General features: G+C 63.8%; 16 protein-coding genes. 7 read left to right on the top strand and 9 right to left on the bottom strand.

What is annotated here, in order from left to right; translation table 11 throughout:
• Positions 1-22 precede the first annotated feature (22 nt).
• Both BGO16_RS09345 and BGO16_RS09340 read left to right on the top strand, forming a co-directional pair.
• Positions 23-1,963: a GH25 family lysozyme gene (locus BGO16_RS09345; protein ID WP_292618442.1), complete on the top strand. Its 1,941-nt coding sequence runs from the start codon at positions 23-25 to the stop codon at positions 1,961-1,963.
• A 167-nt stretch (positions 1,964-2,130) separates the two neighbouring features.
• Positions 2,131-4,158 carry a hypothetical protein gene (locus BGO16_RS09340; RefSeq protein WP_292618406.1) on the top strand — a complete coding sequence of 676 codons (2,028 nt, stop codon included), beginning with the start codon at positions 2,131-2,133 and terminating at the stop codon, positions 4,156-4,158.
• 138 nt (positions 4,159-4,296) lie between these two features.
• Here BGO16_RS09340 and BGO16_RS09335 read toward each other — a convergent pair whose 3' ends face one another.
• From BGO16_RS09335 to BGO16_RS09325, 3 genes are all read right to left on the bottom strand, one after another.
• Complete coding sequence (locus tag BGO16_RS09335; protein ID WP_292618405.1) at positions 4,297-5,325, bottom strand: NAD(P)/FAD-dependent oxidoreductase; 1,029 nt, start codon at positions 5,323-5,325, stop codon at positions 4,297-4,299.
• A gap of 78 nt (positions 5,326-5,403) precedes the next feature.
• The gene (locus tag BGO16_RS09330) at positions 5,404-5,724 is read right to left on the bottom strand and encodes a 2Fe-2S iron-sulfur cluster-binding protein (protein ID WP_292618404.1); all 321 of its coding nucleotides are present in this window, start codon (positions 5,722-5,724) and stop codon (positions 5,404-5,406) included.
• A 125-nt stretch (positions 5,725-5,849) separates the two neighbouring features.
• Positions 5,850-6,227 carry an Hpt domain-containing protein gene (locus BGO16_RS09325; RefSeq protein WP_292618403.1) on the bottom strand — a complete coding sequence of 126 codons (378 nt, stop codon included), beginning with the start codon at positions 6,225-6,227 and terminating at the stop codon, positions 5,850-5,852.
• A gap of 384 nt (positions 6,228-6,611) precedes the next feature.
• Between BGO16_RS09325 and BGO16_RS09320 the strand changes: the two genes are divergently transcribed.
• Positions 6,612-11,864, top strand: coding sequence for a methyl-accepting chemotaxis protein (locus BGO16_RS09320; protein ID WP_292618402.1), 5,253 nt, complete (start codon positions 6,612-6,614; stop codon positions 11,862-11,864).
• 118 nt (positions 11,865-11,982) lie between these two features.
• Here the strand turns inward: BGO16_RS09320 and BGO16_RS09315 are convergent, their stop codons facing one another.
• The 3 genes from BGO16_RS09315 to BGO16_RS09305 are packed head-to-tail and all read right to left on the bottom strand — an operon-like array spanning position 11,983 to position 14,808.
• A complete protein-coding gene (locus tag BGO16_RS09315) occupies positions 11,983-12,879 on the bottom strand; it encodes an MlaD family protein (protein WP_292618401.1) in 897 nt (298 codons plus the stop codon).
• Positions 12,880-12,898: 19 nt separating this feature from the next.
• Positions 12,899-13,669, bottom strand: coding sequence for an ABC transporter ATP-binding protein (locus tag BGO16_RS09310; RefSeq protein ID WP_292618400.1), 771 nt, complete (start codon positions 13,667-13,669; stop codon positions 12,899-12,901).
• Positions 13,670-13,671: 2 nt separating this feature from the next.
• On the bottom strand, positions 13,672-14,808 hold the full coding sequence (locus BGO16_RS09305) for an ABC transporter permease (protein ID WP_292618399.1): 1,137 nt from the start codon (positions 14,806-14,808) through the stop codon (positions 13,672-13,674).
• A gap of 222 nt (positions 14,809-15,030) precedes the next feature.
• Between BGO16_RS09305 and dgcA the strand changes: the two genes are divergently transcribed.
• Positions 15,031-16,032, top strand: a complete 1,002-nt coding sequence (gene dgcA, locus BGO16_RS09300) for an N-acetyl-D-Glu racemase DgcA (RefSeq protein WP_292618398.1) — start codon at positions 15,031-15,033, stop codon at positions 16,030-16,032.
• Positions 16,033-16,227: 195 nt separating this feature from the next.
• Positions 16,228-17,418, top strand: coding sequence for a hypothetical protein (locus tag BGO16_RS09295; protein ID WP_292618397.1), 1,191 nt, complete (start codon positions 16,228-16,230; stop codon positions 17,416-17,418).
• Positions 17,419-17,434: 16 nt separating this feature from the next.
• Here BGO16_RS09295 and thiD read toward each other — a convergent pair whose 3' ends face one another.
• On the bottom strand, positions 17,435-18,241 hold the full coding sequence (gene thiD, locus BGO16_RS09290) for a bifunctional hydroxymethylpyrimidine kinase/phosphomethylpyrimidine kinase (protein WP_292618396.1): 807 nt from the start codon (positions 18,239-18,241) through the stop codon (positions 17,435-17,437).
• 184 nt (positions 18,242-18,425) lie between these two features.
• Here thiD and BGO16_RS09285 point away from each other — a divergent pair, with 184 nt between their 5' ends.
• Both BGO16_RS09285 and BGO16_RS09280 read left to right on the top strand, forming a co-directional pair.
• Entirely contained in the window at positions 18,426-18,671 is a 246-nt protein-coding gene (locus BGO16_RS09285; RefSeq protein ID WP_292618395.1) for an Lrp/AsnC ligand binding domain-containing protein, read from the top strand.
• 240 nt (positions 18,672-18,911) lie between these two features.
• Positions 18,912-19,337: a CHRD domain-containing protein gene (locus tag BGO16_RS09280; RefSeq protein WP_292618394.1), complete on the top strand. Its 426-nt coding sequence runs from the start codon at positions 18,912-18,914 to the stop codon at positions 19,335-19,337.
• A gap of 85 nt (positions 19,338-19,422) precedes the next feature.
• On the opposite strand, the gene BGO16_RS09275 is transcribed toward BGO16_RS09280, so the two are convergent.
• A complete protein-coding gene (locus BGO16_RS09275) occupies positions 19,423-21,720 on the bottom strand; it encodes a xanthine dehydrogenase family protein molybdopterin-binding subunit (protein WP_292618392.1) in 2,298 nt (765 codons plus the stop codon).
• A 50-nt stretch (positions 21,721-21,770) separates the two neighbouring features.
• Positions 21,771-22,929, bottom strand: a 1,159-nt coding sequence (murJ, locus tag BGO16_RS09270) for a murein biosynthesis integral membrane protein MurJ (RefSeq protein WP_292618391.1), incomplete at its 5' end; no start/stop codon positions are given.

Below are 22,929 nucleotides of genomic sequence, written 5' to 3'. Positions count from 1 at the left end.
GACGGCGATCGCCTCATTGGCAATGGCGGCGGCGCTGGTCCATGCCGATGCGAGCATGGCCGCGCCCTGCGCCAGCGGCGCCTCGCCTCCGAAGTCCGAATGGTGCGATTACTTCGTCGAATACGTTCCGCGCGGGCAGCGGGCCGTCGATCCGCGCATCAGCTCGCGGTTTGGCGACGCCGCTCCGGGCGATCCGGATATACGAAGCTTTGCTTTCGTGATCAGCATATCGAAATACGACAATCTGATCGACCCGAAGGACAGGAACCTCACCGGCGTCCGCAACGACCTGCCGAATATCATTTCCTTTCTGAAAGAGCAGCAGTTCGACGAGATCATCGTTCTCAAGGACGACCAGGTCACGCCGGAGACAATCCGTGATGTTTTCGACCTCTATCTGATCAAGCAGATCCGGGCCAATCAGGGGCGTGCGCGTTTCCTGTTTGCGTATGACGGGCACGGCGCGCCGCCGTCCGACCCCAGCCTTCCAGGCGGGCTCGCCCTGTCGTCCATTATCGGCGCGCAGGACTCAAACCCGGACCACAGCTTCCCGCTGGACGAACTGGCGCTGAAACTCAAGACCATCGCGACATTTTCGCTGCAGTCGCTGGCCCTGCTGGGATCGTGCTATTCCGGCGGCGTATTGTTTCCCTATCGCAGCAGCAACTACGACACCACCTATTCGCTGAGGCCAGGCGCGCACGTGGTCGCGGCGGCGCGCAAGGATGAACTCGCCATTTCATACCCGGACGGGCGCGCCACGTTCTTTTTCGATTCGATCATCAGCGCGGTGCGCCAGTCGAAGCAGCCCGAATACACCTTCAGCTTCGACACAACGGCCGACACCGTGGTTCTCAACAATGCGATCGTCCGGCTTGGAGACGTCGTGAACGCCATCAACGACGCGCTGGAGAAACTGCAAGGCCAACCCTATCCGCGGCTTCGCATCGCCGAAATGGCTCCAAACAAGAATTTCGAGGGCGCGTTCTTTTTTCTGATCAATCAGGCGCCGACCATCGCCCGCGTGGCCAATCAACTCGACACCGCGCATGGCGGTTTCCGGAGCGGCTACCGCGGGCGCGCCAATGGCAACAGCGCCGGCGGCGCTTTCGGAAAATACCTCAAGTCCGACCTCGACTCGAGGTCGATGGCCGCGATCGAAAAAACCCGATCGGAGCTTGTCAGAAGCGCCATCGTCAAACCGGCGTCGATCGACGGCAACACCGGCAGTTCGATCAAGGGCAAGCCCGCGATCGTGATCTTCAACGTCCCCGAAACCTACCGAATCCGCGGCGTGGACCTGAGCCAAGACAACGGCAAGGTCGACTTCAGGAAGCTGCGCGATAACGATATCCGCTTCGTCTATCTCCACGCCACGCAGGGCGCCGGGCTGGTCGATCCGGCCTTCCGGTCCTATCGCGAACAGGCGGCCAAAGCCGGCCTGCTCACCGGTGCGTATCACGTCTTCAGCTTTTGCCAGCCGGTTGCGGATCAGATGGCCAACCTGAAAGAGGTAATTCCGGCCGATCCCGCCGCACTTCCCGTCGCGATCGATGTCGAATGGGTCGGCAGGCCCGCTCTCAAGAGCGAGGAAACGTGCAACGCCCCCGGCGACATTCGCGCCCGGCTGCACGATCTCGCCGACGAGATCCAGCGCTACACCGGCAAGCTCCCGATCTTTTACGCCGCGCCCCAGGCGATCCGCGGGTTGTTCGACGCCTCGTTCGATCGCTATTCGCTGTGGATCGCATCGTATTCGGCGGACGTGGCCAACAAGGCCGTTCCCTCCAGAAGCAGCAATCCGTGGACGCTCTGGCAGTTCACCGACAGGGCGCAATTCCCGGGCACCAAGAAGCCGGTCGACCTCAACGCATTCTTCGGCAATGAGGCCCAGTTCGAGGCATTCAGGGAAGGCAGGAGCAACGCCGCTCTCGCGGCGACCCGGACCAGACCAAGAAGGTAAGGTTGCCGGACGCGGGGAATCACGACAGGGATGTCCGGCGTCGCGGATCCGCCCCCGGGGCCAGCCACCGCATCGCGCCGCCTATCCGGCAACATTGACGAGGCACGAACTCCGCGATCCACGCCGAGCCTCTTATTTCCGCCAAAACTATCGCGTCAAAACTGCTCATGACCCGCACGTCCTCCTTCGCCCGGATCGCTTTGATTTTGCTCGGCATGCTCGCCGTGCAACAGGCGGTCGCACAGCCCGCGCCCGATGAGCCCGATCCATACCGTCCCGCCGCATCGGCCCAGAGCCAGCCTGCCGGCGGAATGGAGATTTCGTGGGAGGTCCGTAACCGTTTCCGGCTGTTCCGCGAGGAGCGCGACTTTCAGATCCACGTCGCCGCCGAACGCAATCAGAGCATCCTCGCAGCCGAGCAGGCGCTGGAATTGCAAAGCGACGGCCGCGGCTGGGCCCGCAACGCCGTGAACCGGCTTTGCATCGATCTCGGCGGCCATATCAGCGAACCCTGCACCCGAGACAAGATCAAGGAAAGCTACCTCACGCCGACGGAGCATCCGGTCACCGTGCGCCTGACCGGCGCGATTCCGGTCGGCGCGGTGTGCGCCTGGTCGTTCGACGACGGCGACGGCCCGCGCACCACGACGCAGGACTGCGCCGAGCCAATCGACTTCCGCGCTCGCTATGGCCGCGCCACTAATGCCACCGTCGATGTGACGAGCGGGAGCGACGCACCGCAGCGCCTGATGACCCAGATCAAGGTGCGCGACATCCTCATCGCCGGTCTTGGCGATTCCATCGCCTCGGGCGAAGGCAATCCGGACCGCGCCATCGCGCTGTCGGACGAGGGCTTCTGCTTCCGTTCCTATCTCGGCGGCGCGGCGGACGAGTATTACCGGCCGAGCCGCGCCGGATACAAGGGCGGGCGCGCCTGCGGTACCGCCGGCCCGCTCCAGACCTGGCAGCACTATGGCGCGCTGTGGCTGAACGCGGCCTGCCATCGCTCGCTCTACAGCTACCAGACCCGCACCGCGCTTGCGCTGGCGGTGCGGTATCCGCACATTGCCGTGACCTACCTGCCGCTCGCCTGCACCGGCGCCAGTATTCCCGACGGCCTGCTCGGCTCGCAGCGCGCACGCGAATGCCTGTCCTCGGCGAAGTGTCAGGGCACCGTCAACGGCCAGGTCGCCGAACTGCGCGACGCGCTTGCGGCCGCGAAGCGTCGCCAGCCGGACCGCAAGCTCGATCTCGTGCTGCTCACCATCGGCGCCAACGACATCAATTTCTCCGGCCTCGTCTCCGACGTCATCGTCGACGCGCCGACCGAGCGCGCGCTGTTCAAGCGCGGCGGCCTGATCGAGTCGGTCGACGATTCACGATCTGGCCTGGTGCGCGACCTGCCGCAATCCTTCGGCAAGCTCCGCGCCGCGTTGAAGCCTCTGGTGGGCAACGACCTGTCGCGCGTGGTGTTCGTCTCCTACGCCAACCCGGCGCTGGCCAACGGCGGCGCGCCCTGCTCCGGCGGCAAGGCCGGCTTCGACGTGCATCCCTCGTTCAACGCCGACCCGCGGCGGCTTGCCGAGGTCACAGGCTACGTCCAAAACGAATTCCTGCCGCGGCTGAAGGCGATCGCGCTCTGCCAGTCCGGCGTAATCTGCCGCGATCCCGACAGCGACCGCATGACGTTCGTCGCAGCGCATCAGGCTGACTTCGCCGATCACGGGTTTTGCGCGCGCTCCGCCAACGATCCCGAATTCGACCGCGCCTGTTTCTCGGCCAGGGGCGACAGCTTCGTCAGCGACATCGTAGCGGCGCCGCAGCAGCCCATGACCTGCGGGCAGCCGGCGAGCGACTTCCGCGCCTATCTGCCGCGCGCACGCTGGATCCGCGACGCCAACGACAGCTACTTCACGGCGATGACGTATCCGCAGGCGCTGCCCGCATCGATGCAACCCTCCGACATCCACGACGCGACATGGGGCCTGCTCTCCGCGGTGTATGGCGGCGCGATCCACCCGACCGCCGAGGGTCATGCCGCGATGGCTGACGCGGCAATGCCGGCAGTGGAGGCCGAACTGCATCTCAATGCAGCCGACGGGAGCACCGTGACAGGCGAGCCGCTGCCGCCGCTCGCGCTGCCTCCTGCACTGATGGCTCCGGCCCCGCCTGCCCCGATACAGCCGCAGCAATAGCGGTCATCTGAGCATTCAGGAATTCCCGAGAGTCTTTCTGCTTCTGACAGAATCAGAAGCGGAGCTCTATGTTTTTGATTTGACGCGTTTTCCTCACGCGAACCGGTATCCACTTCGCTCGAAAACGCTGCAGGGGCCTCAATTCACCCCGAGCTTCTTCTGCAGGCTCGATGACGAGGTGGTGTACTGGAACACCAGTCGCTTATCCGGATAGACGTAGCGATGCGCCTTCTGCGCCATCAGCGCGCCCTCATGGAAGCCGGAGAGGATCAGTTTCAGCTTGCCGGGATAGGTGTTGATGTCGCCGATCGCGAAAATACCCGGCACGTTGGTCTCGAACGACGCCGTCTCCACCGGGACCAGGTTGTTCTCAAGCTGAAGCCCCCAGTTCGCGACGGGCCCGAGCTTCATCGTCAGCCCGAAGAACGGCAGCATGGTATCGCAACTGATCGTCGACATCGCGTTGTCGCTGCCCTTCACCTGCGCGGCGGAGAGTTGTCCGTCCGCGCCCTCCAGCGCGGTGACCTGACCGATCTTCAGATCCATCTTGCCGTCGGCGACCAGCTTGCGCATCTGCTCGACGCTATGGGGCGCGGCGCGAAAATCGTCACGGCGGTGCAAAAGCGTGATGCGCTTCGCGAGCGGATGCAGGTTGAGCGTCCAGTCGAGCGCGGAATCGCCGCCGCCGACGATCAGGATATCCCGGTCGCGAAACTGCTCCATCTTGCGCACGGCGTAGAACACCGAGGTGTTTTCATAAGCCTCGATGCCGGGCACCGGCGGGCGCTTCGGCTGGAACGAGCCGCCGCCTGCCGAGACTACGACGACCTTGCACTCGAATACCTTGCCGGCGTCGGTGGTGACGCGGAATCCCGGGTCGCCGATCTTCTCGATGCTTTCCACCATCTCGTTGAGATGGAATGTCGGGTCGAACGGCTTGATCTGCTCCAAAAGCGCCTCGGTGAGGCCCTGGCCGGTCACCAGCGGAATGCCGGGAATGTCGTAGATCGGCTTCTCCGGATAAAGCTCGGCGCACTGTCCGCCGATTTTGTCCAGGATGTCGACAAGATGCACTTTCATATCGAGCAGACCCAGTTCGAACACCGCGAACAGTCCGCAAGGGCCCGCACCGATAATCAACACATCCGTCTTGATCGCTTCGCTCATATCGAAATTCTTTTCCGTTCAAATATTTCAGACCGCGCCAGACGATGCCGGCGGCGGTTGTCTGCTGGTGAGAGGTGTCTAGGCCTGCCGTTCCGGCGTCATGACCACGAGGCCATCGAGTTCATCGCTCACCTTGATCTGGCACGACAGTCGCGAATTCGGCCGCACATCGTAGCCGAAGTCGAGCATGTCCTCTTCCATCGGCGTCGGCTTGCCGACCTTGTCGGTCCAGGCCTCGTCGACATAGACGTGACAGGTGGCGCAGGCGCAGGCGCCGCCGCATTCGGCCTCGATGCCCGGAACGGCATTGCGAATCGCCGCCTCCATGACGGTCGCGCCGTTCTCGACGTCAACGGTACGGGTTTCGCCGGAATGGTCGACAAAATTGATCTTGGTCATGGGTGCAGTGCTGCCGAACGTAGATCTCATGAGGAACGGTTCGGCTGTCCTATAACGAAACGATCCGGCCAGCGCCAGCGTTCGGCGCAAAAAGGCAGGCTATTCGTCAGGGATCGCCGGCGGCCTCAGGAGCGGCGCAGGATCGTGTCGATCGCTTCGCGGGCCCGGCTGATGGCATGATCCAGCGCCGCCCGTGGCTCCTGCGTATCGGCGCCGTTGCGCAAAGCAGTCTCCAGATCGGCGGCCGCGGCCGCGACGTGAACCGCGCCGATCGCCCGCGCCGAGCCCTTCAGCTTGTGCGCAAGGGCCACGGAGTCCGCCGGGGTTTGCGCCAGGGCGGCGGCGAGCGACGCTGCCTGGCCTGCGAACATGGCCAAAACCTCGCGCTCCAGACCGCTATCGCCAAGCGTCATGCGGCGGAGATGGTCGAAATCGATCGGGCCATCGTCAGGAACCAGTGGCGGCGACGGCATCCAGGCAACCTGCTCAAGAAAATACGGCATTGCTGCAATCCGGGGCCGCTGTCAGAATAAGCTGCCGCGCGGCCTGCCGCCCAGCCAATCACGGTACTGGTTAACGGAACGTTTCGCGTACGGATCGCGGGGGTCGGCGAGACTCCGGCGAAATCCGACCTGCCATCAATTATTTCGGAGTTCGAAGCGGTTCGCAGCCCGCCGTTAACGATGATTAAGAATGATTAAAATTGTATTAATCACTCCCATTTCATTCGAGACGCCAAGCCAATAGGATGTTGGAGGGAAGTGACCGACAAGACGGGCGATGGCGGCGGCCGCGTCCGGAAAACCGGCTTGGGGCTCGGCGTCGGCGACCGGACTTGCAGCGCGACGCGAACTTGCGGGTTGCTAAACACGAGGGCGTGGACTGACATGGCGAACAATCCCAAGAAGATCAAAGATCCAACGGAGGTCGCTCTTTCTGCCATTCAGGAGGCGCTGAACGTCGGTGAGGCGTCAGCGGGCAATCCGGACCAGACCCGCACCGACCTCAGCCCCTTCGCCCCCGCGATCCACGGTGAGGACGGATTTGACCCCCGCGCCACCACGGACCGGCCGCCGTTCGGCGCCTCTGAATTCGGCGCTGCCGAAGACGAGGCACCACTCTTCACGCGGCGGCCCGCCAACGACGACCGCGAAACGATCGGACAGATTCTCCAGGCGATCCAGCAGGGCCGCCCCGCCCGCAATATCTATACGCTCGCCTCGCTTTTCGCGGGCATCTGGATTCTCGGCGCCGGCTTTCTGACCATCAGCTTCCTGCCTTCGCTGCAGGCCGCGATGGGCCAGGGCAGCGGCGGCATGCTCGCCCTCGCCGGCCTGATCGCCCTGTTTTTTGCTCCCGTGCTGCTGTTCTACTTTTTAGCAAGCCTGGCCTGGCGCGGTCAGGAACTCCGCATGATCGCGCAGTCAATGGCGCAGGTGGCCATCCGGTTCTCCGAGCCGGAGGGCCTCGCCAGCGACTCGGTGGTGACGGTTGGACAGGCGATCCGGCGCGAAGTCGCCGCGATGGGCGACGGCGTCGAGCGCGCCATTGCGCGCGCCGGCGAACTGGAAGCCCTGGTCGCCAACGAGGTCGCCGCACTGGAACGCGCCTATTCCGACAACGAAGTGCGGATTCGCGCATTGCTTCAGGATATCGCGCTCCAGCGCGACAATCTCGTCGGCCAGGCCGAGCAGGTCCGCAGCGCCATTTCGGGGGTCCAGATCGACCTGCGACACGATATCGCACTGATCAGCGATGCCATCGCCGCACGCGTCGACGAGGTTGCAAAAGGCATTACCGGTGCGCTGGAAGAGCGCGGCGAGCACATCACGACGGCGCTCAGCAATGCCGGCGACAATATGATCCTCGCCCTCGGCGAACGCGGCGGCGACCTGCTCGATCGGCTTGAGGAAGCCAGCGCCGAGACAGCGCGCGCGGTACTCGACGCGAGCGAGCGCCTGACCAGCAGCCTCAACTTCAAGACCGGGCACGTCCACGACGAGTTCTCCGATCTCGCCGACCGCGTCCAGGAGATGCTCACTGAACGGGTCGACCGGATCACAAACGACTTCGAGCAAAAGTCGGCGTCCATTGTCGAAGGAATTTCCGACCGCACCGAACAGGTTCATGACTCGCTGAAGAGTTCCAGCGACTCCCTGCTGGTGGAGCTTGAGCTACGCGGCGTCGACCTCGCCGGCAAGATCGACGAGGCCGGCAATCGGCTGGCGACGCGGATTCTGTCATGCGGCGACAAGGCGGGCGAAGCCCTCGACGTCACGGTCAATACGCTGGTGGCCAAGGTCGCCACCCAGACCGAAACCGCGCACGATACGCTCAGCCTCCAGATGAGCGCGTTCGACCAGCTCATGAAAGACCAGGGCGCTGAACTCGCGGAGAAGTTCGCACGCGACAGCGGCACGCTCGGCGCGCTCATTACCCGCCACATCTCGGAATTCGACCGCACGGTGAAAACGTTCGGCGGCGAGATCGTCGATCGGCTGGGCCAGCGCACCGAGGATATCACCCGGAGCATGAAGGCCTATGTCGAGACCTTCGATTCGCGCCTGACGTCCAGCGGAGGCGAGATCAGCGCCGTGCTGGATCAGCGTCTGGCGCAGTTCGAAACCGCGCTCCAGTCGCGCGTCACCAGCCTCGACGCTTCGTTCGATGCCAAAATCAGCTCGTTCGACGAATCCGTCAGCGGCCGCATGGCGATGCTCGAGCAAACACTCGACTCGCGCGCAAGATCGGTCACGGAAACGATCGACAGCCGGCTCGGCACGCTGACCTCCTCGCTGTCCGATGGCACCGCCCACGCGATCGACTCGATCGAAAGCCGCCTCGTCCACTTCGCAGCATCGTTGAACGACGGCGCAACGCAGGCCGTCGTAGCGCTCGAGGATCGCATCTCGGAAGTGACCAAAACCATCGACGATCGCAGCGAATTGCTCGCGGATACGATCGTGGCGAGATTCCAGCAAATCCATCATGGCCTCGACGAGCGTGTCGGCTTTGTCGCGACCACGATCGAAACACGCGTCGCCCAGTTCGAGGACCTGCTCGGATCGCGGATCGAAGCCGTGGCCGGTCGCTTTGAGACGAGCGGACGGCAGGCCAGCGAGGTTCTGCTGACGCGGGCCGAGGAGCTGTCGCATGGCATCAAGTCTCATGTCGACGACGCGGAGCGCTCGCTGACCAATCTGGTGGTCAATACCAGCGAAACCATTCAGACCGGCGCGCGCGCCGCCCAGCAGTCCCTGCTTTCGGTTTCGACCGAGGTGGGCGCCCAACTGCAATTGACCTCGACCGAGGTGGAGCGCGCGCTGACCTCCGCCGGAACCGCCGCCGCCGACGCCATCCTCCACAGCGCCCGCGGCGCGCAGATGACGCTGATCAACTCATCCGCCGAGACAGCGACCCAGGTCAAATCCCTGTCGGCGGAGATCGAGCAGATGCTGTCCACCGCCGGCACCGGCACCGTGGATTCAGTTCTCGCCGGCGCACGCGCGGCGCAGACCACGCTGGTCGAAGCGTCCTCGGACGCCGCGACGCATGTCAAATCGCTCGCGAGCGACATCGAGCGGACCATGACGGCGGTGGGTACCAACACGGCCGCCGCCATTCTCGGCAGCGCGCGCGAAGCGCAGAGCACACTCTCCGCCGCCTCCGCCGATGCCACAAGCCACGTCAAGTCGCTGGCGAGCGAGGTCGAGCAGACGTTGACGACGGTAAGCGCCGACTCCGCCGCCGCCATCCTCAACAGCGCGCGCGAGGCCCAGAGCACGCTCACCACCGCCTCCACCGATGCCGCAAGCCAGGTCAAATCGCTGGCGGGCGAGATCGAGCGGATGTTGACGACGGCGAGCACCGACTCCGCCGCAACCATCCTGAGCAGCGCGCGCGAGGCCCAGAACACGCTCACCACCGCCTCCACCGATGCCGCAAGTCACGTCAAGTCGCTAGCTGGCGACGTCGAGCGGACGTTGACGGCGGCGGGCGCCAACACCGCCGCCACGATCCTCGGCAGCGCGCGTGAGGCCCAGAGCACGCTCACCACGAGCTCCGCCGATTCCGCCAGCCAGATCAAGGCGATCTCTCTGGACATCGAACGTACCCTCCACGCAGCCGCGGCGAATACCACGGAGATCATCCAGGCAAGCGCGCAGAACGCGCAGACCTCCCTCGTCTCCGCGTCGAATGAAGTCAGCGACAAGGTCAAGTCGGTATCGGCCGATGCCGAGCGCCTGATTTTCGCCGCCAGCGGCAGCTTCGGCACGGCGATCACGGATAAAACCGACGAAATCGTCAACTATGTCCAGCAGCAGACGGATCGTCTTTCGGAGATCATCGACAGCAAGCGGGGAGCGCTGGTCGAAGCTCTCGGCGGCAAGGCCGATCAACTCAACTCCGATATCGATCGGGTCACCGCCGACGCTCTCAAGTCGATCGAGGTCAAGGGCCAGACATTGTCGCAGTCGATCATTGCGAACGGCTCCGAAGTCGTCCGCACCATCACCAACGCAGGCGAGCTGGCGACCGGCGCGATCACCAAGTCGATGAAGGATCTCGAGCAGGCGTCGCGCTCCGCTATCGAGCAGTCGCGGCAGGCATCCATCACGGCCGTCACCGATATGCAGGAAACCGGAAAGATACTGCGCACCGATACGGTCGCGTTGTTCGAGCGGCTGCGCGAGGGCAACATCCTTCTTCAGGAAGTCCTTACCGGCGCGCACGAAAATCTCAATTCGCTGGAACGCGCGCTCGTCACGCGCGTCGCCGACTTCGTATCGACCATGAAGGACGTGACCTCGCAAAACGGCCTTGCGACGCAGACGCTGGAGGAGCAACTGGCGGTGTTCAACGCCAAGGCTTCCCACGCTCTTGACGACCTGGGCTCGCTGTCCAGCCAGTTCGAGACCCACGGAAACATTCTGGTCGAAGCTGCCGCGCGGGTCGAGCAGAGCAACCGAAGCGCCGCATTGTCGGTCGAAGAACGCAAATCCGTGCTCGAATCGCTCGTGGCGACAATTGACTCGCGGACGACCGATTTCGATCAGCGGCTGACGCGGTTTACGAGCCTGCTTGACGAGTCGCTTGCCGCCGCCGAAGAGCGCGCACGCGATATCGCACGGGTGGTGGCCGAGACCTCCGGCGTCGGATCGGCTGCGATCAGCCGTCAGTTTGAGGCCGTTCGCGCGACAGCCGAGGAAGAGCGCCGCCTGACATCCGAATCCATGAGCGAGATCTGCCAGCGGGCGACCGAGGAAGCCAACGCGATGTTCCGGCGGTCCGCCGACAAGTTCGCGGCCCTGATTCAGGACATGAAGCAGATGACCGCGGAGATGCACACGGAGCTGGAAGCAACGCGCAACGACCTTCGTCGCGGCGTGCTTGAGATGCCGAAGGAAGCAGCCGAGAGCACATCCCAGATTCGCAAGGTGATCGTCGATCAGATCGAAGCGCTTGCCGAACTCAACCGGATCGTCGCACGCCATGGTCACGGGTTCGACGTGGTCGGCAACGGGCGATCGGCTTCGCAGCGAGAGGAAGAACCGGTAGCCGCGACGGCCGGCAGCCGCGGCGCGACGACGGCGCGCCCTGCGCCCCGCACGCGTGACAGCGGCAGCGCGTCGAACCTGCCGCCGCCCGATCTCGGTACTCCGTCACCCCGTCGCACGGACCCCCTTCCGGCCAGCCCGGCGAACGCCGGCCACGGAGACGACGACTGGCTGTCCGATCTGCTGAATCGCGCCGATACCGCCGGCAACGACCCGCGCGGACGCGCTGCGCAACAAGCGGCGGCGAACCCGCTGGACTCGTTGTCGCTCGATATCGGCCGCCTGATGGATAGCGATCTTGCCGGAGAGATGTGGGATCGCTACCAGCGCGGCGAGCGCAAGGCTTTCACCAAGCGTCTCTATACGCCCGCAGGCCAAAAGGCCTTTGACGAGGTCGCCCGCAAATACCGGACCGACCGCACGTTCAAGCACACGGCGGATCGCTACATCGCCGAATTCGAGCGCCTTCTGGACGAGGTCGCGCGCGACGAGCGCGAGCCCGCATTGATACGCGACCATCTGATGTCGGAGACCGGGCTGGTCTATACCCTGCTCGCCCATGCGGCGGGACGGCTCGGATAGCGGCTCCGCTTTACGGTTACGAAGCGGTGCGGCGGCGGGCCGGCGGTCCAAGGATCGTGCGCTATAGCGTTTCGAGCGTACCGGATTCCACTTCGCTCGAAAACGCTCTGGGCAGCCCTTACGGCCGCCTCGGAGGGCGGGCCGCCGACGACGAAGCCGGCGGGCTGCCGCTGGCCGCATTGCTGGCGGCATTCGGGCCAAACAGCAGGCGAGTGGGATTGCGATCCAGATTGTTGACGGCGCGGCTGATGTCGCCAAGGGTGCGGCGGCCGTCAGCCATCAGCGCGCCGGATCGCTTGTTGAAGTCGTCGGCAAGCTCGCGAATCGACTTCACCGCCGGAAGCAATTCGCCGCCCCCCTTGCCGCCGGCGATGGCGTTGAGGCCGAGCATCAGGTCATCGGTTTTGGTCATGACGCTGTCGGCCTTGCTCATGACGTCGTTGATTTTTTGCACCAGGTCGCCGATTTTCCCTGCGTTGTGAGCGAGTGAGGCGGTGAAGGTCTCGACGTTCTGCAACGTGTTCTTCATCGCCGTCTGGTTTTCCGCGACAACACGATTGACGTTTTGCAAGGTCGCGCGGATCGACTCGGTCACGTCCTGCAAGCCGGCCGGGTCGGCGGTCAAGACCGGAACGCCATCCTGATCGAGTGGCACGGGCGGTGCCGCAACCTCGCCGCCCCTGAGTGAAATCGCAGCAACGCCGGTCAGTCCCTGGAATTCGAGCCCGACCCGGGTGTCCTTCCGGATCGGAGCAGCGTTTTCGACCATCGTAAGCGCAACGACGCGGCGAGGGTCGTCGAGCTTGACCGACACCACCTCGCCAACGCGAATGCCGTTGAAATTCACGCTGCCGCCGTTGCGCAGGCCCGAAGCCGAGCCCTCGAACACGATACGAAGCGCGCTGCGCGCCTTGGTGGTGTGGAGACTCTGAAACCAGAGAACGAAACCAAACGCGGCCGCGATCACTGCAAGCGTGAACGACCCGATCAGGACGAAGTTCGCCCGCGTTTCCATCAATCCGCTCCGGTACCGCTCAGCCCACGACGGCGCGGGCGCGCTTGCCGTGAAAATAGGCTTTCAGCCAGGGATGCTGCGAGGCCAGCATATCGGCCATCGATCCTGCCGCAATGATCTTACCGTTCCCTAAAACGGCAATGCGGTCGCAAGCTGTATGAAGGCTGTCCAGGTCATGGGTTACCATGAAAACCGTCAACCCCAAAGTTCGCTGCAGCGTCCGCACCAGATCATCAAAATCCCCCGCCCCGATCGGATCGAGGCCCGACGTCGGCTCGTCAAGAAAGACCAGTTCTGGGTCGAGCGCCAGCGCGCGCGCCAACGCCACCCGCTTGATCATCCCGCCGGACAACTCAGAAGGAAAGCGGCCCGCAACCTCAGGCCCCAGTCCCACCATGCCGAGCTTGGCGATCGTGATCTCGTCGAGCAGGGCTTGCGAAACATCGAGATATTCCCGCATCGGAAACTGGATGTTCTGACGGACGTTCAGTGACGAAAACAGCGCCCCCTGCTGAAACAACACGCCCCAACGGCGCTCGACCGCCCGCCGCGCCGTCACGTCAGCGGTTTCCAGATCGACCCCGAACACTTCGATGCAACCGCCGATCTTCGGCACAAGCCCGATGATCGTGCGCGTGAGCACCGACTTGCCTGCACCCGATGGGCCGACGAAGCCGAGGATCTCGCCGCGCTTCACATCCAGGCTCAAGCCGTCAAGGACCTTCGTGGTGCCGAACCGGACCGAGACGTCGCGGACGCGGATGACGGAATCGGCTATCTCACCAGCCATTCCTACATCCCGATCGTGGCGAAGAAGATCGCAAACAGGCCATCCATCACGATGACAAAGAATATCCCCTTCACGACCGACGACGTGGTGCGACGTCCGAGCGATTCAGCGCTGCCTTCCACGGCGAACCCCTCGACACAGGCGACGATCCCGATCACGGCCGCCATCACCGGCGCCTTGATCATGCCGACGATGAAGTGATCGATCGAGATCGCATCGCGCAACCTGATGAGAAATGCCTCGGGCTGAACACCCCCGTAAAGCCACGCCACCAGGCCACCCCCATAGAGCGCGGCGATCGCGCCGAGAAACGCCAGGATCGGCAGCGCGATCACCAGCGCAAGCATCCGCGGCAGAACCAGCACCTCGATCGGATCGAAGCCCATGGTGCGCAGCGCATCGATTTCCTCGCGCATCTTCATGGAGCCGAGTTCGGCGGTGTAGGCGCTGCCGGAGCGGCCGGCCACCATGATCGCAACAAGCAGCACGCCGATCTCGCGCAGCACCAGGACGCCAAGCATGTCGACCACGAAGATGTCCGCGCCGAATTTGCGGAAATGAAAAATGCCCTGCTGCGAGATGATGCAGCCAATCAGGAAGGTGATGAGGACAATGATCGGAACCGCGCGCCAGCAAACCTGTTCGAGATGATGAACCGTCGAGGTCAGGCGAAACGATCGCGGATGACGCACGACCCGGCCCCAGGCCGTCAACACCGCGCCCAGCATGGCGATGAGGCCGGTCAGCGTCGTTCCGAACCCGACGACGTTGCGCCCGACGTCCTCGATCAGGCCGGTCAACGCGCTTTGGCGAGCCGCCGCCAGAGCCGCAGAGGCCGGAACGCGGCGGACCTCGTCGACCAGGCTTGAATAATTCACCGAAAGCCCCGCAATCGTTGCCTCGATGCCGCCTTGCGTCAGATTGCGGCGCAGGCGTTCGATCAGCCATGCGCCAAACGTGTCGAGTCCCGAGATTTGCGAAACGTCGATGAAGACACCGGGCCGGCTGCCGGCCAGTTTTTCCGCATCCGCAACCATCCGCTCCAGAGCAGGCGCGAAGCGCGCCGTCCAGGGGCCGGCCGCACAGAGCGCCAGACCATCGCCTCGCGCGATCTGCTGCAGTGTAGGGCTGTTACCCAAAACCAGCTCCCGGCCCGAATCTCTGCCACTATCAAAATAAAGTTTTTGACATGACGTCCTTTTAACATGACGTCAGCGACTCGTGGTGCGATATCTCTCTCTATCACAGCCGGCCGCGATGCATTCGGACTTGCCTGGTTTCGCGCTTGCCTGGTTTCGCGCTCGCCTCATTCAGATTTGCTCATTTCGAACTTGCCAATCCCCATTTCGGACTTGCCCAATTTGAAAACGACGCAGAACGACGCAACCACATTGCGATGCGGCATCGAGCGCTGGCCGATCGCGGGCCGTTTCACGATCAGCCGCGGGGCAAAGACCGAAGCCATCGTGGTCGTCGCCGAGATCAGCCGGAACGGACACACCGGACGCGGAGAATGCGTTCCATACGCCCGCTATGGTGAAACTCCGGAAGGCGTTGTTGCCAGCCTTCTCGCAATGCAGGAGCCTGTCGCCGCGGGTCTGGATCGCCAATCCCTGGCCTCCCTCATGCCGGCAGGCGCGGCCCGCAATGCGCTGGACTGCGCACTGTGCGACCTTGAAGCCAAATGCCGCGACCAGCGGATCTGGACGCTGCTGGATCGCCCGGCCCCTACCCCTCGCTCCACCGCCTACACGATCTCGCTCGGCTCGCCTGAGGCCATGGCGGCCGCAACCGCAAAGGCCGCCCGCCGCCCGCTCCTCAAGATCAAGCTCGGCGGCTACGGCGATCCCGAACGCATCGCAGCCGTGCGCAAACATGCGCCGGAATCGGAGCTGATCGTCGACGCCAACGAGGCATGGACGCTTGAGAACCTGGAGCGGAACCTGGCGGCCTGCGAAGCTGCAGGCGTCACGCTTGTCGAGCAACCGCTTCCCGCAGGCAAAGACGCGGCGCTGGCGCAAATGCGCAGGGTCATCAGCATCTGCGCCGATGAAAGCGTCCATGACCGCGCCTCGCTCGACGGTCTTCGCGAACGCTACGACGCCATCAACATCAAGCTCGACAAGACCGGTGGTCTGACCGAGGCCCTCGCCATGGCTGATGCGGCGCAAGCGCTGGGTTTCGAGATCATGGTCGGCTGCATGGTCGCGACCTCACTGTCGATGGCGCCCGCCATGCTGCTCGCTCAGCAGGCCCGTTTCGTCGATCTTGACGGTCCGCTGTTGCTGGCCAGGGATCGCAGCGGCGGTCTCCGCTACGAGGGCAGCACCATCTATCCGCCCGACGCCGCGCTCTGGGGCTGATCCGCCGGCCGGCACAAGCGTCCAGAAGGTTGCGCGCCCGCCGGCTCATAAAGCCTCCACACAGCGAATCACTTGCCGTTCCGGATGCGACGGGATGGGGATTTCTGATTCGGACGGCGTCAATTCAATTGCGATTCGCGGCGGATCATGGTGATCGTTACAGTTGCGCACAATGATTTGCGCGACGAGTTTGCCATGGCCGATGAAGCTTTTGCCCTGTCGCCGATGTCCGCAAGCGCTGCACCGCCCAGCGCTGCGGACTTCGACGCCATTCGTGAAGCCTTCATGGAAACGTCGCGGGGCCGATGGTTTCTGACCGAATACGCCAGGCGTAACCGCAACGCGGATACCGCCATGGTGCTCGATGCCGTTGCACGCATCGAGCAGACCGTCGCCGCCCAGCAGCAGGCATCAACCAGCGACGCGCTGCCCAAGGCGCTCGCCGCGATCAAGGCTAGCGTCGCCGAAGCGAAAGCCACCGCAGCCGCGTCATTCGACAAGCGGATCATGGACGATACGCTGGTCCCGATCGAGAAGGGCGTTCGCATCATCCGCGAAATCTCGTGGCGGTGGCGCGAGATCGGCGGCGACAGCCGGATTTGCGACATCCTCGATTCGCAGGCCGGCGTGATCAACGCCGTTTACGAACAACTCGCCGCCAGAGACGATTCCGCGGCGCTGCAAGTTGTGTTCGGGTTGATCGAGTCGGCGCTCCACGAATTGTCGGACCCACCTGGTGAGACGCCCTCACCTCCCCGCGCGGAAACTGTGTCCTCGCCTGCGGCAACCGTTGACGAAGGTCCCGCCCCGCCTGAGGACGTCGCGCTGCCGCAGCAAGCGACAGCCGATGCCGGCATAGCAGCGTATTCGGGCGACGTGGAATCCGGTTCACGTGAAGAAAACGTATCGAATCAAGAATCTGGAGTTCCTCCCCATTTCTGTGAAACGGTGACGGACTCCGGTGTTGAACCGGAAACCGCGGCTTCCGCATCCGAAGCGGGGGTCGATGCAGCAAGAGCGGAAATCCATAGCGAACAATTGTCGGCCGCTAGCGTGAGCGAGCAGGACACGGCGCATGACGATGCCGTGCTCGACATGATCGCTCTTGAAATGGGCGCGCCCGATTTCGACGAACCGGAAACCGTGGATGCCGCCATCGGCGATCCGGCGATTGCCGAAACGCAGCAAGCTCCCGAGCCCGCCGCGGGCGGCTCTGACGCAAGTCCTGTCCCGGCGTCCGAAGCCATTCCCGAGATTGACGCGTCGCCCTCGCTCGGCGCGTCGCTGCTGGAGAGCGGCATTGTCCCGCGCGCCACGACCCGGTCCGATCCGCTGGCGCCGATCCGGCGCATGACCCAGGCCGAGAAGATCGCATTCTTTTCCTGACGGATAGCGACGTCCGTCAGTCGTGATCCAGCCTGTGGAGATGGTGGATCGGTCCATGACCGTGACCGACGCCGAGCCGGTCCGCCGCCGCGATCGCTTCGGTGATGTAAGTCTTCGCGACGCGCACGGCGGGTTCAGTGTCGTCGCCTTTCGCAAGGCCGGCTGCGATGGCCGACGACAGCGAACAGCCCGTGCCATGGGTGTTTTTCGTCGCGATGCGCGGAGCAGCAAGAGCCAGCATCCCGTCGTGGGTGACGAGATAGTCGATGCTCTCCGCGCCACGGCCGTGCCCGCCCTTGATCAGGACCGCCGCACAGCCGAGCGCCAGCAGGCGATGCCCCTGCCGCGAGATGTCGCTCTCGCTTTCGGCGACGGCTTCGTCAAGCAGCACCGCGGCTTCCGGCAGGTTCGGCGTTATCAATTGCGCACGCGGAACAAGTTTGCTCCGTAACGCCTCCACCGCATCGCGCTCCAGCAGGCACGCCCCCGACGTCGCGACCATCACCGGATCGAGCACCACATGCGCGGGCGACCAGCGCGAGAGGCCGCCGGCGATGGCGCCGATCACGGCGGTATCCGCGACCATGCCAATCTTGACGGCTCCGACGTCGAGATCGCCGAACACCGCATCGATCTGCGCGGTCACGAAATCCGCCGGCACATGATGAATCCCCGACACCCCTCGCGTGTTCTGCGCCGTCAGAGCCGTGATAACGGACGCGCCATAGATTCCGAACGCCGCGAATGTCTTGAGGTCGGCCTGGATTCCCGCCCCCCCGCTGGAGTCGGATCCGGCGATGGTCAAGGCAATCGGAACTGTCATTCGTATTCTCGCGCCAGGGTCGTCGGATTGCACAGCATAGTTATTCATTCACGGCAGGCATAGGCGCGCGCCGGACGCCGGATGTCTCTTCTCAGTCGACGGTCGGTTGGATTTTTCGGCTGGCTCGGTATTCACGCGGCCCGAAAGCGTTATATTGCAAGTTGACGTCTTCCGGAGATACGCGATGGTTCCTTTCTTCGTCCAGTTCAAGTGCAAGCTCGGCCAATCCTATGCCGTCGCCAACGCTCTCGCGGAGGCCGAGATCGCCTCGGAGATCTATTCCACCGCCGGCGACTACGATCTGCTGGCGAAATTCTACGTCGATAACGACACCGATATCGGGCACTTCGTGAATGAGAAGGTGCAGGTCATTCCGGGCATTCAGGACACCCACACCATCATCACTTTCAAGGCGTTCGGAACCAGCTAGTGTCCCGATTGCGAAGTTCGCATACCCTTGCAGCACTCTTTGATGCGAACTTCGGAATCAAAGGGACACTAGTAACTTTATGATTCTAGTGTGGTTTAGGTTCGGAAGTTCGCTTGACGGACCCGATTGGGCAATGAAGCAAACTTCTGAACCATCACACTAGCCGCTCCTGCATCTGGAACAAACCGTGGTACGCGCGGTTAAAGCTCGCGCCTGCCCGAACATGATCAGGAGAAACCGATGAAAGCCGCCAAGATTTCTCTCATCACACTCGCTTTCGCTGCCGCCGTCGGGTTGGCGAGCCAGGCGTCTGCTGAAACGCTGAAAGCAACCCTGAACGGCGCATCCGAAGTACCGGCCAATACCAGCAAGGGCACGGGGACGGTCGAGGCAAATTACGATCCCGCGACCAAAAAACTGACCTGGAAGCTGACCTATTCGGGTCTGACCGGCCCGGCGACGGCCGCCCATTTTCATGGTCCGGCAGCCGTCGGCCACAACGCGGGCATTGCGGTTACAATCCCGAATGCGACGTCCAGCCCCGCCGAAGGCAGCGCCACGCTGACCGACGCGCAAGCCGCCGACCTTTTGGCCGGCAAATATTACGTCAACGTCCATACAGCGGCCCATCCGGGCGGCGAAATCCGCGGGCAGGTCACGAAGTAGCCGCTCTACGCTTTTTAACGGACCTACTGGTCGAAATCGTCCAGATGTCGGTCGTCCCCACGCAAGCAGGGACGTCGTCGTGTTGCTAAATCTGGCGCTGGCGCGTGTGGATAGCCGTCCAGACCCGCTCCGGCGTGGCCGGCATGTCGATGTGGTCGATTCCATATTCGCGCGACAGGCCGTCGATGATGGCATTGACCACCGCCGGGCAGGAGCCGATGGCGCCGGCTTCGCCCGCTCCCTTCACCCCGAGAGGATTGGTGGTGCAGGGAACGTTGCGGGTCTCAAACGTGATCGAGGCGCCGTCGGCCGCGCGTGGCAGCGCATAATCCATGAACGTACCGGTGATGAGCTGCCCGTCCGCGGCATCGTAGACCGCCTGCTCCATCAGAGCCTGGCCGATGCCCTGCATGGCGCCGCCATGGATCTGTCCCGCCAGCAGAAGCGGATTCAACGTCATGCCGAAATCGTCGACGACGACATAGTTGATCAACCCGATCTTTCCGGTCGCCGGGTCGATCTCGACTTCCACGACGTGGGTGCCGTTCGGATAGGTGCCGTCGGCGCTGCTGAAACTCTCGTTGGCTGTCAGCTTCGAGGGATCGGCAGCGTGCTTTGCGAGATCGGCGAAGGAAATGGAACGGTCGGTGCCCGCGATACGAACCGAGCCGTCGCTGATTTCGAGATCGGCCGAGCTGGTTTCGAGCGCCTCGGACGCGATCTCGCAGAGCTGGGAGCCGAGCTTGCGGGTTGCCCGCTCGACGCTGACGCCGCCGGAGGGAATCGAACTCGATCCGCCGGTGCCGAGACCGGAGACGACCACGTCGGTGTCGCCCTGGATCATATGAATTCGTTCCGGCGGCAGTCCAAACTGATCGGCGATGATCTGCGCATAGGCGGTGGCATGGCCCTGCCCGCTCGACTGCGTGCCAATCAGCACGGTAACGTCACCGGCTGCGTCGAGCCGCACGTCGGCCCGCTCCCGCCCCATCGTGCCGCAAACCTCGACATAGGTTGCAAGCCCGATGCCGCGAACCAGACCCCGCTTTTTCGCAGCCTTCGCCCGCTTCGGAAATTCCTTCCAGTTTGCGATCTCCATGGCGCGTTTCATATGCGCTGCGAAATCGCCGGAGTCATAGACCTTGCCGGTCGCCGTCTTGTACGGCATCGCTTTCGGCGAAATGAAATTCCTGCGTCGGATGGCGTCCGGCGTCATGCCGAGCTTGCGCGCCGCGGCATCGACAAGACGCTCCACCACATAGGCCGCTTCGGGACGGCCCGCGCCGCGATAGGCATCCACCGGCACGGTGTTGGTGAACACGGCGCGGACGCGGCAATGAAACGCCTGGATATCGTAAAGGCCCGGCAGCATCCCCGCTCCGCCATAGGGAATGTAGGGACCGAAGGTGGAGAGATAGGCTCCCATGTCGCCCATCAGGTCGACATCCATGCCGAGGAACCTGCCGTCTTGCGCAAGCGCCATGCGCGCGGTCGTGACATTGTCGCGACCTTGCGAGTCACCAACGAAATGATCCGATCTCTCGGCCGTCCATTTGATCGCCTTGCGAAGTTTTTTCGAGGCCACCGCGATCAGGGCGTATTCGCGATAGGGAAACAGCTTGGTGCCGAATCCGCCGCCGACATCGGGGCAGATCACGCGCATCTTTTCGGTCGGAATCTTCAGCACGGAGCGGCAAAGAATCTCGCGCAGCCGATGGCTGCCCTGACTGCCGACCGTCAGCGCCAGGCGATCGCGCCTCGCGTCGTATTCGCAGACGGCGGCGCGCGTCTCCATGTAGTTGGTGACGACGCGCGGATTGACGATCGAGATTTCCGCCACCGCATGCGCACCGGCGAATGCGGCGTCAGTCGCATTCTTGTCACCGATCGAAACGTCGAACAGAAGATTGCCCGCGTGATCGGGCCAGACCTGAGGCGCTTCCTTCTTCACGGCATTGGCGACACCCACCACCGAGGCGAGCGGCCTCCACTCCACCTCGATCGCCTCGAGCGCATCGCGCGCGTGCTCGACGGTGTCGGCCACCACGAAAGCAACGGCGTCGCCGACGTGCCGCACCTCGTCGCGGGGAAGGATCGGATATGGCGGCGCGGTGAAGGGCTGGTCCGGAAGGTTGAACTGGCAGGGCAAGCCGCCGAGGTCTGCGACGTCGGCCGCGGTGAGGATCAGGGCAACGCCCGGCAGGCCACGGGCGCGCGACGCATCGATCCTGTAGGTCGCATGGGCGTGCGGCGAGCGCAGCATCAACGCATGCAACGCACCGGGCGGCGCATGGTCGTCGGTATAGCGGCCTTTGCCGCGAATAAGCGCGTCGTCTTCCTTGCGCCGGACGCTCTGGCCGATGCCGAATTTCACGGGAGCCATATGATCTCCGCCGTTGCAGGGTCGTTATACTGCAGGGCAGCCCCACGAGGCTAGCCCCGCACCAGCGACCTCAGCCAGCGCGGGCCGAACAGCAGCAGGATCACGCCCGCATAGACGAGCGCGCCGACGACGATCAGTAATCCAAGAGCCGCTTCGTCGCGCATCGTGCTCCACTGCGCAAACTGCGCATAGGCGACGTGCGCGGTCAGCCCCAACGCCGCCGCGAGCACCAGGCCCGCAACAAGGAATTTTCCGAGCGAGACTCGCAACGAACGGTCAATCTCGAAGTATCCTGCCCGCACCGCAAATCCGATCACGAGCAGAAGATTGACCCAGGCGCCGACGGCGGTGGCCAATGCGAGACCGACCTGCGCCAGCGAGCCCATCAAGGCGACCTTGAGCGCGAGATTAACCCCGATCCCGGTGAGCGAGGCTTTCACGGGCGTCGCGGTGTTCTTGCGCGCGTAGAACGTGGCGACCGCGCTGCGGATCAGCACGAAAGGGATGAGGCCGACGGCGTAGGCGGACAGCGTCGCTCCCGCGGCAGCGGCATCGGCTGCGGAAAACGCGCCGCGCGCAAACATCGCTCGCATGATGACATCCGGCACGGTGAGGAACGCCGCGACGAACGGCATCGAAAACAACAGCGTGAACTCGAACGCCCGGCGCTGCGACGCCGTCGCACCCTCATGATCGCCGCCCGTGATCCGCCGCGACATTTCCGGCAGCAGCACGGTGCCGATGGCGATGCCGATCACTCCAATCGGCAGTTGGTTGAGCCGATCGGCGTAATACAGCGCCGACAGCGCCCCGGTCGGGAGAAAGGTCGCGATGATGGTGTCGGCGAACATCGCCAGTTGCGTGCCCATCGAGCCCACGGTCGCGGGCCCAAGCGCGCGAAAAAACGATCTGATGTCGTCGCTCAGTTCGAGCGGCGAGAACCGCGGCAATCCGCCATGCTGGCCGAGATCGCCGGCCAGCAGAAAAACCTGAAGGAAGCCGGAGATCAGCACGCCCCACGCCGCCGCATGGCCGGCGCTCGGGAAAAAGGCGGCGAGCGCCAGCGTCATGATCATCGACAGGTTGAGGAAGATCGGGGCCGCCGCCGCGCTCGCAAAGCGATGCATGACGTTCAGCATGCCGCCGTACAGCGTCACCAGCGTGATCAGCAGCAGATAGGGAAAGGTGATCCGCGTCAGTTCGATCGCC

This window comes from Nitrobacter sp. 62-23 (assembly GCF_001897285.1).
GTDB lineage: Bacteria > Pseudomonadota > Alphaproteobacteria > Rhizobiales > Xanthobacteraceae > Nitrobacter.
The sequence above is the reverse complement of the archived record's forward strand: the minus strand, read 5'-3'. Positions and strand labels throughout refer to the sequence as shown.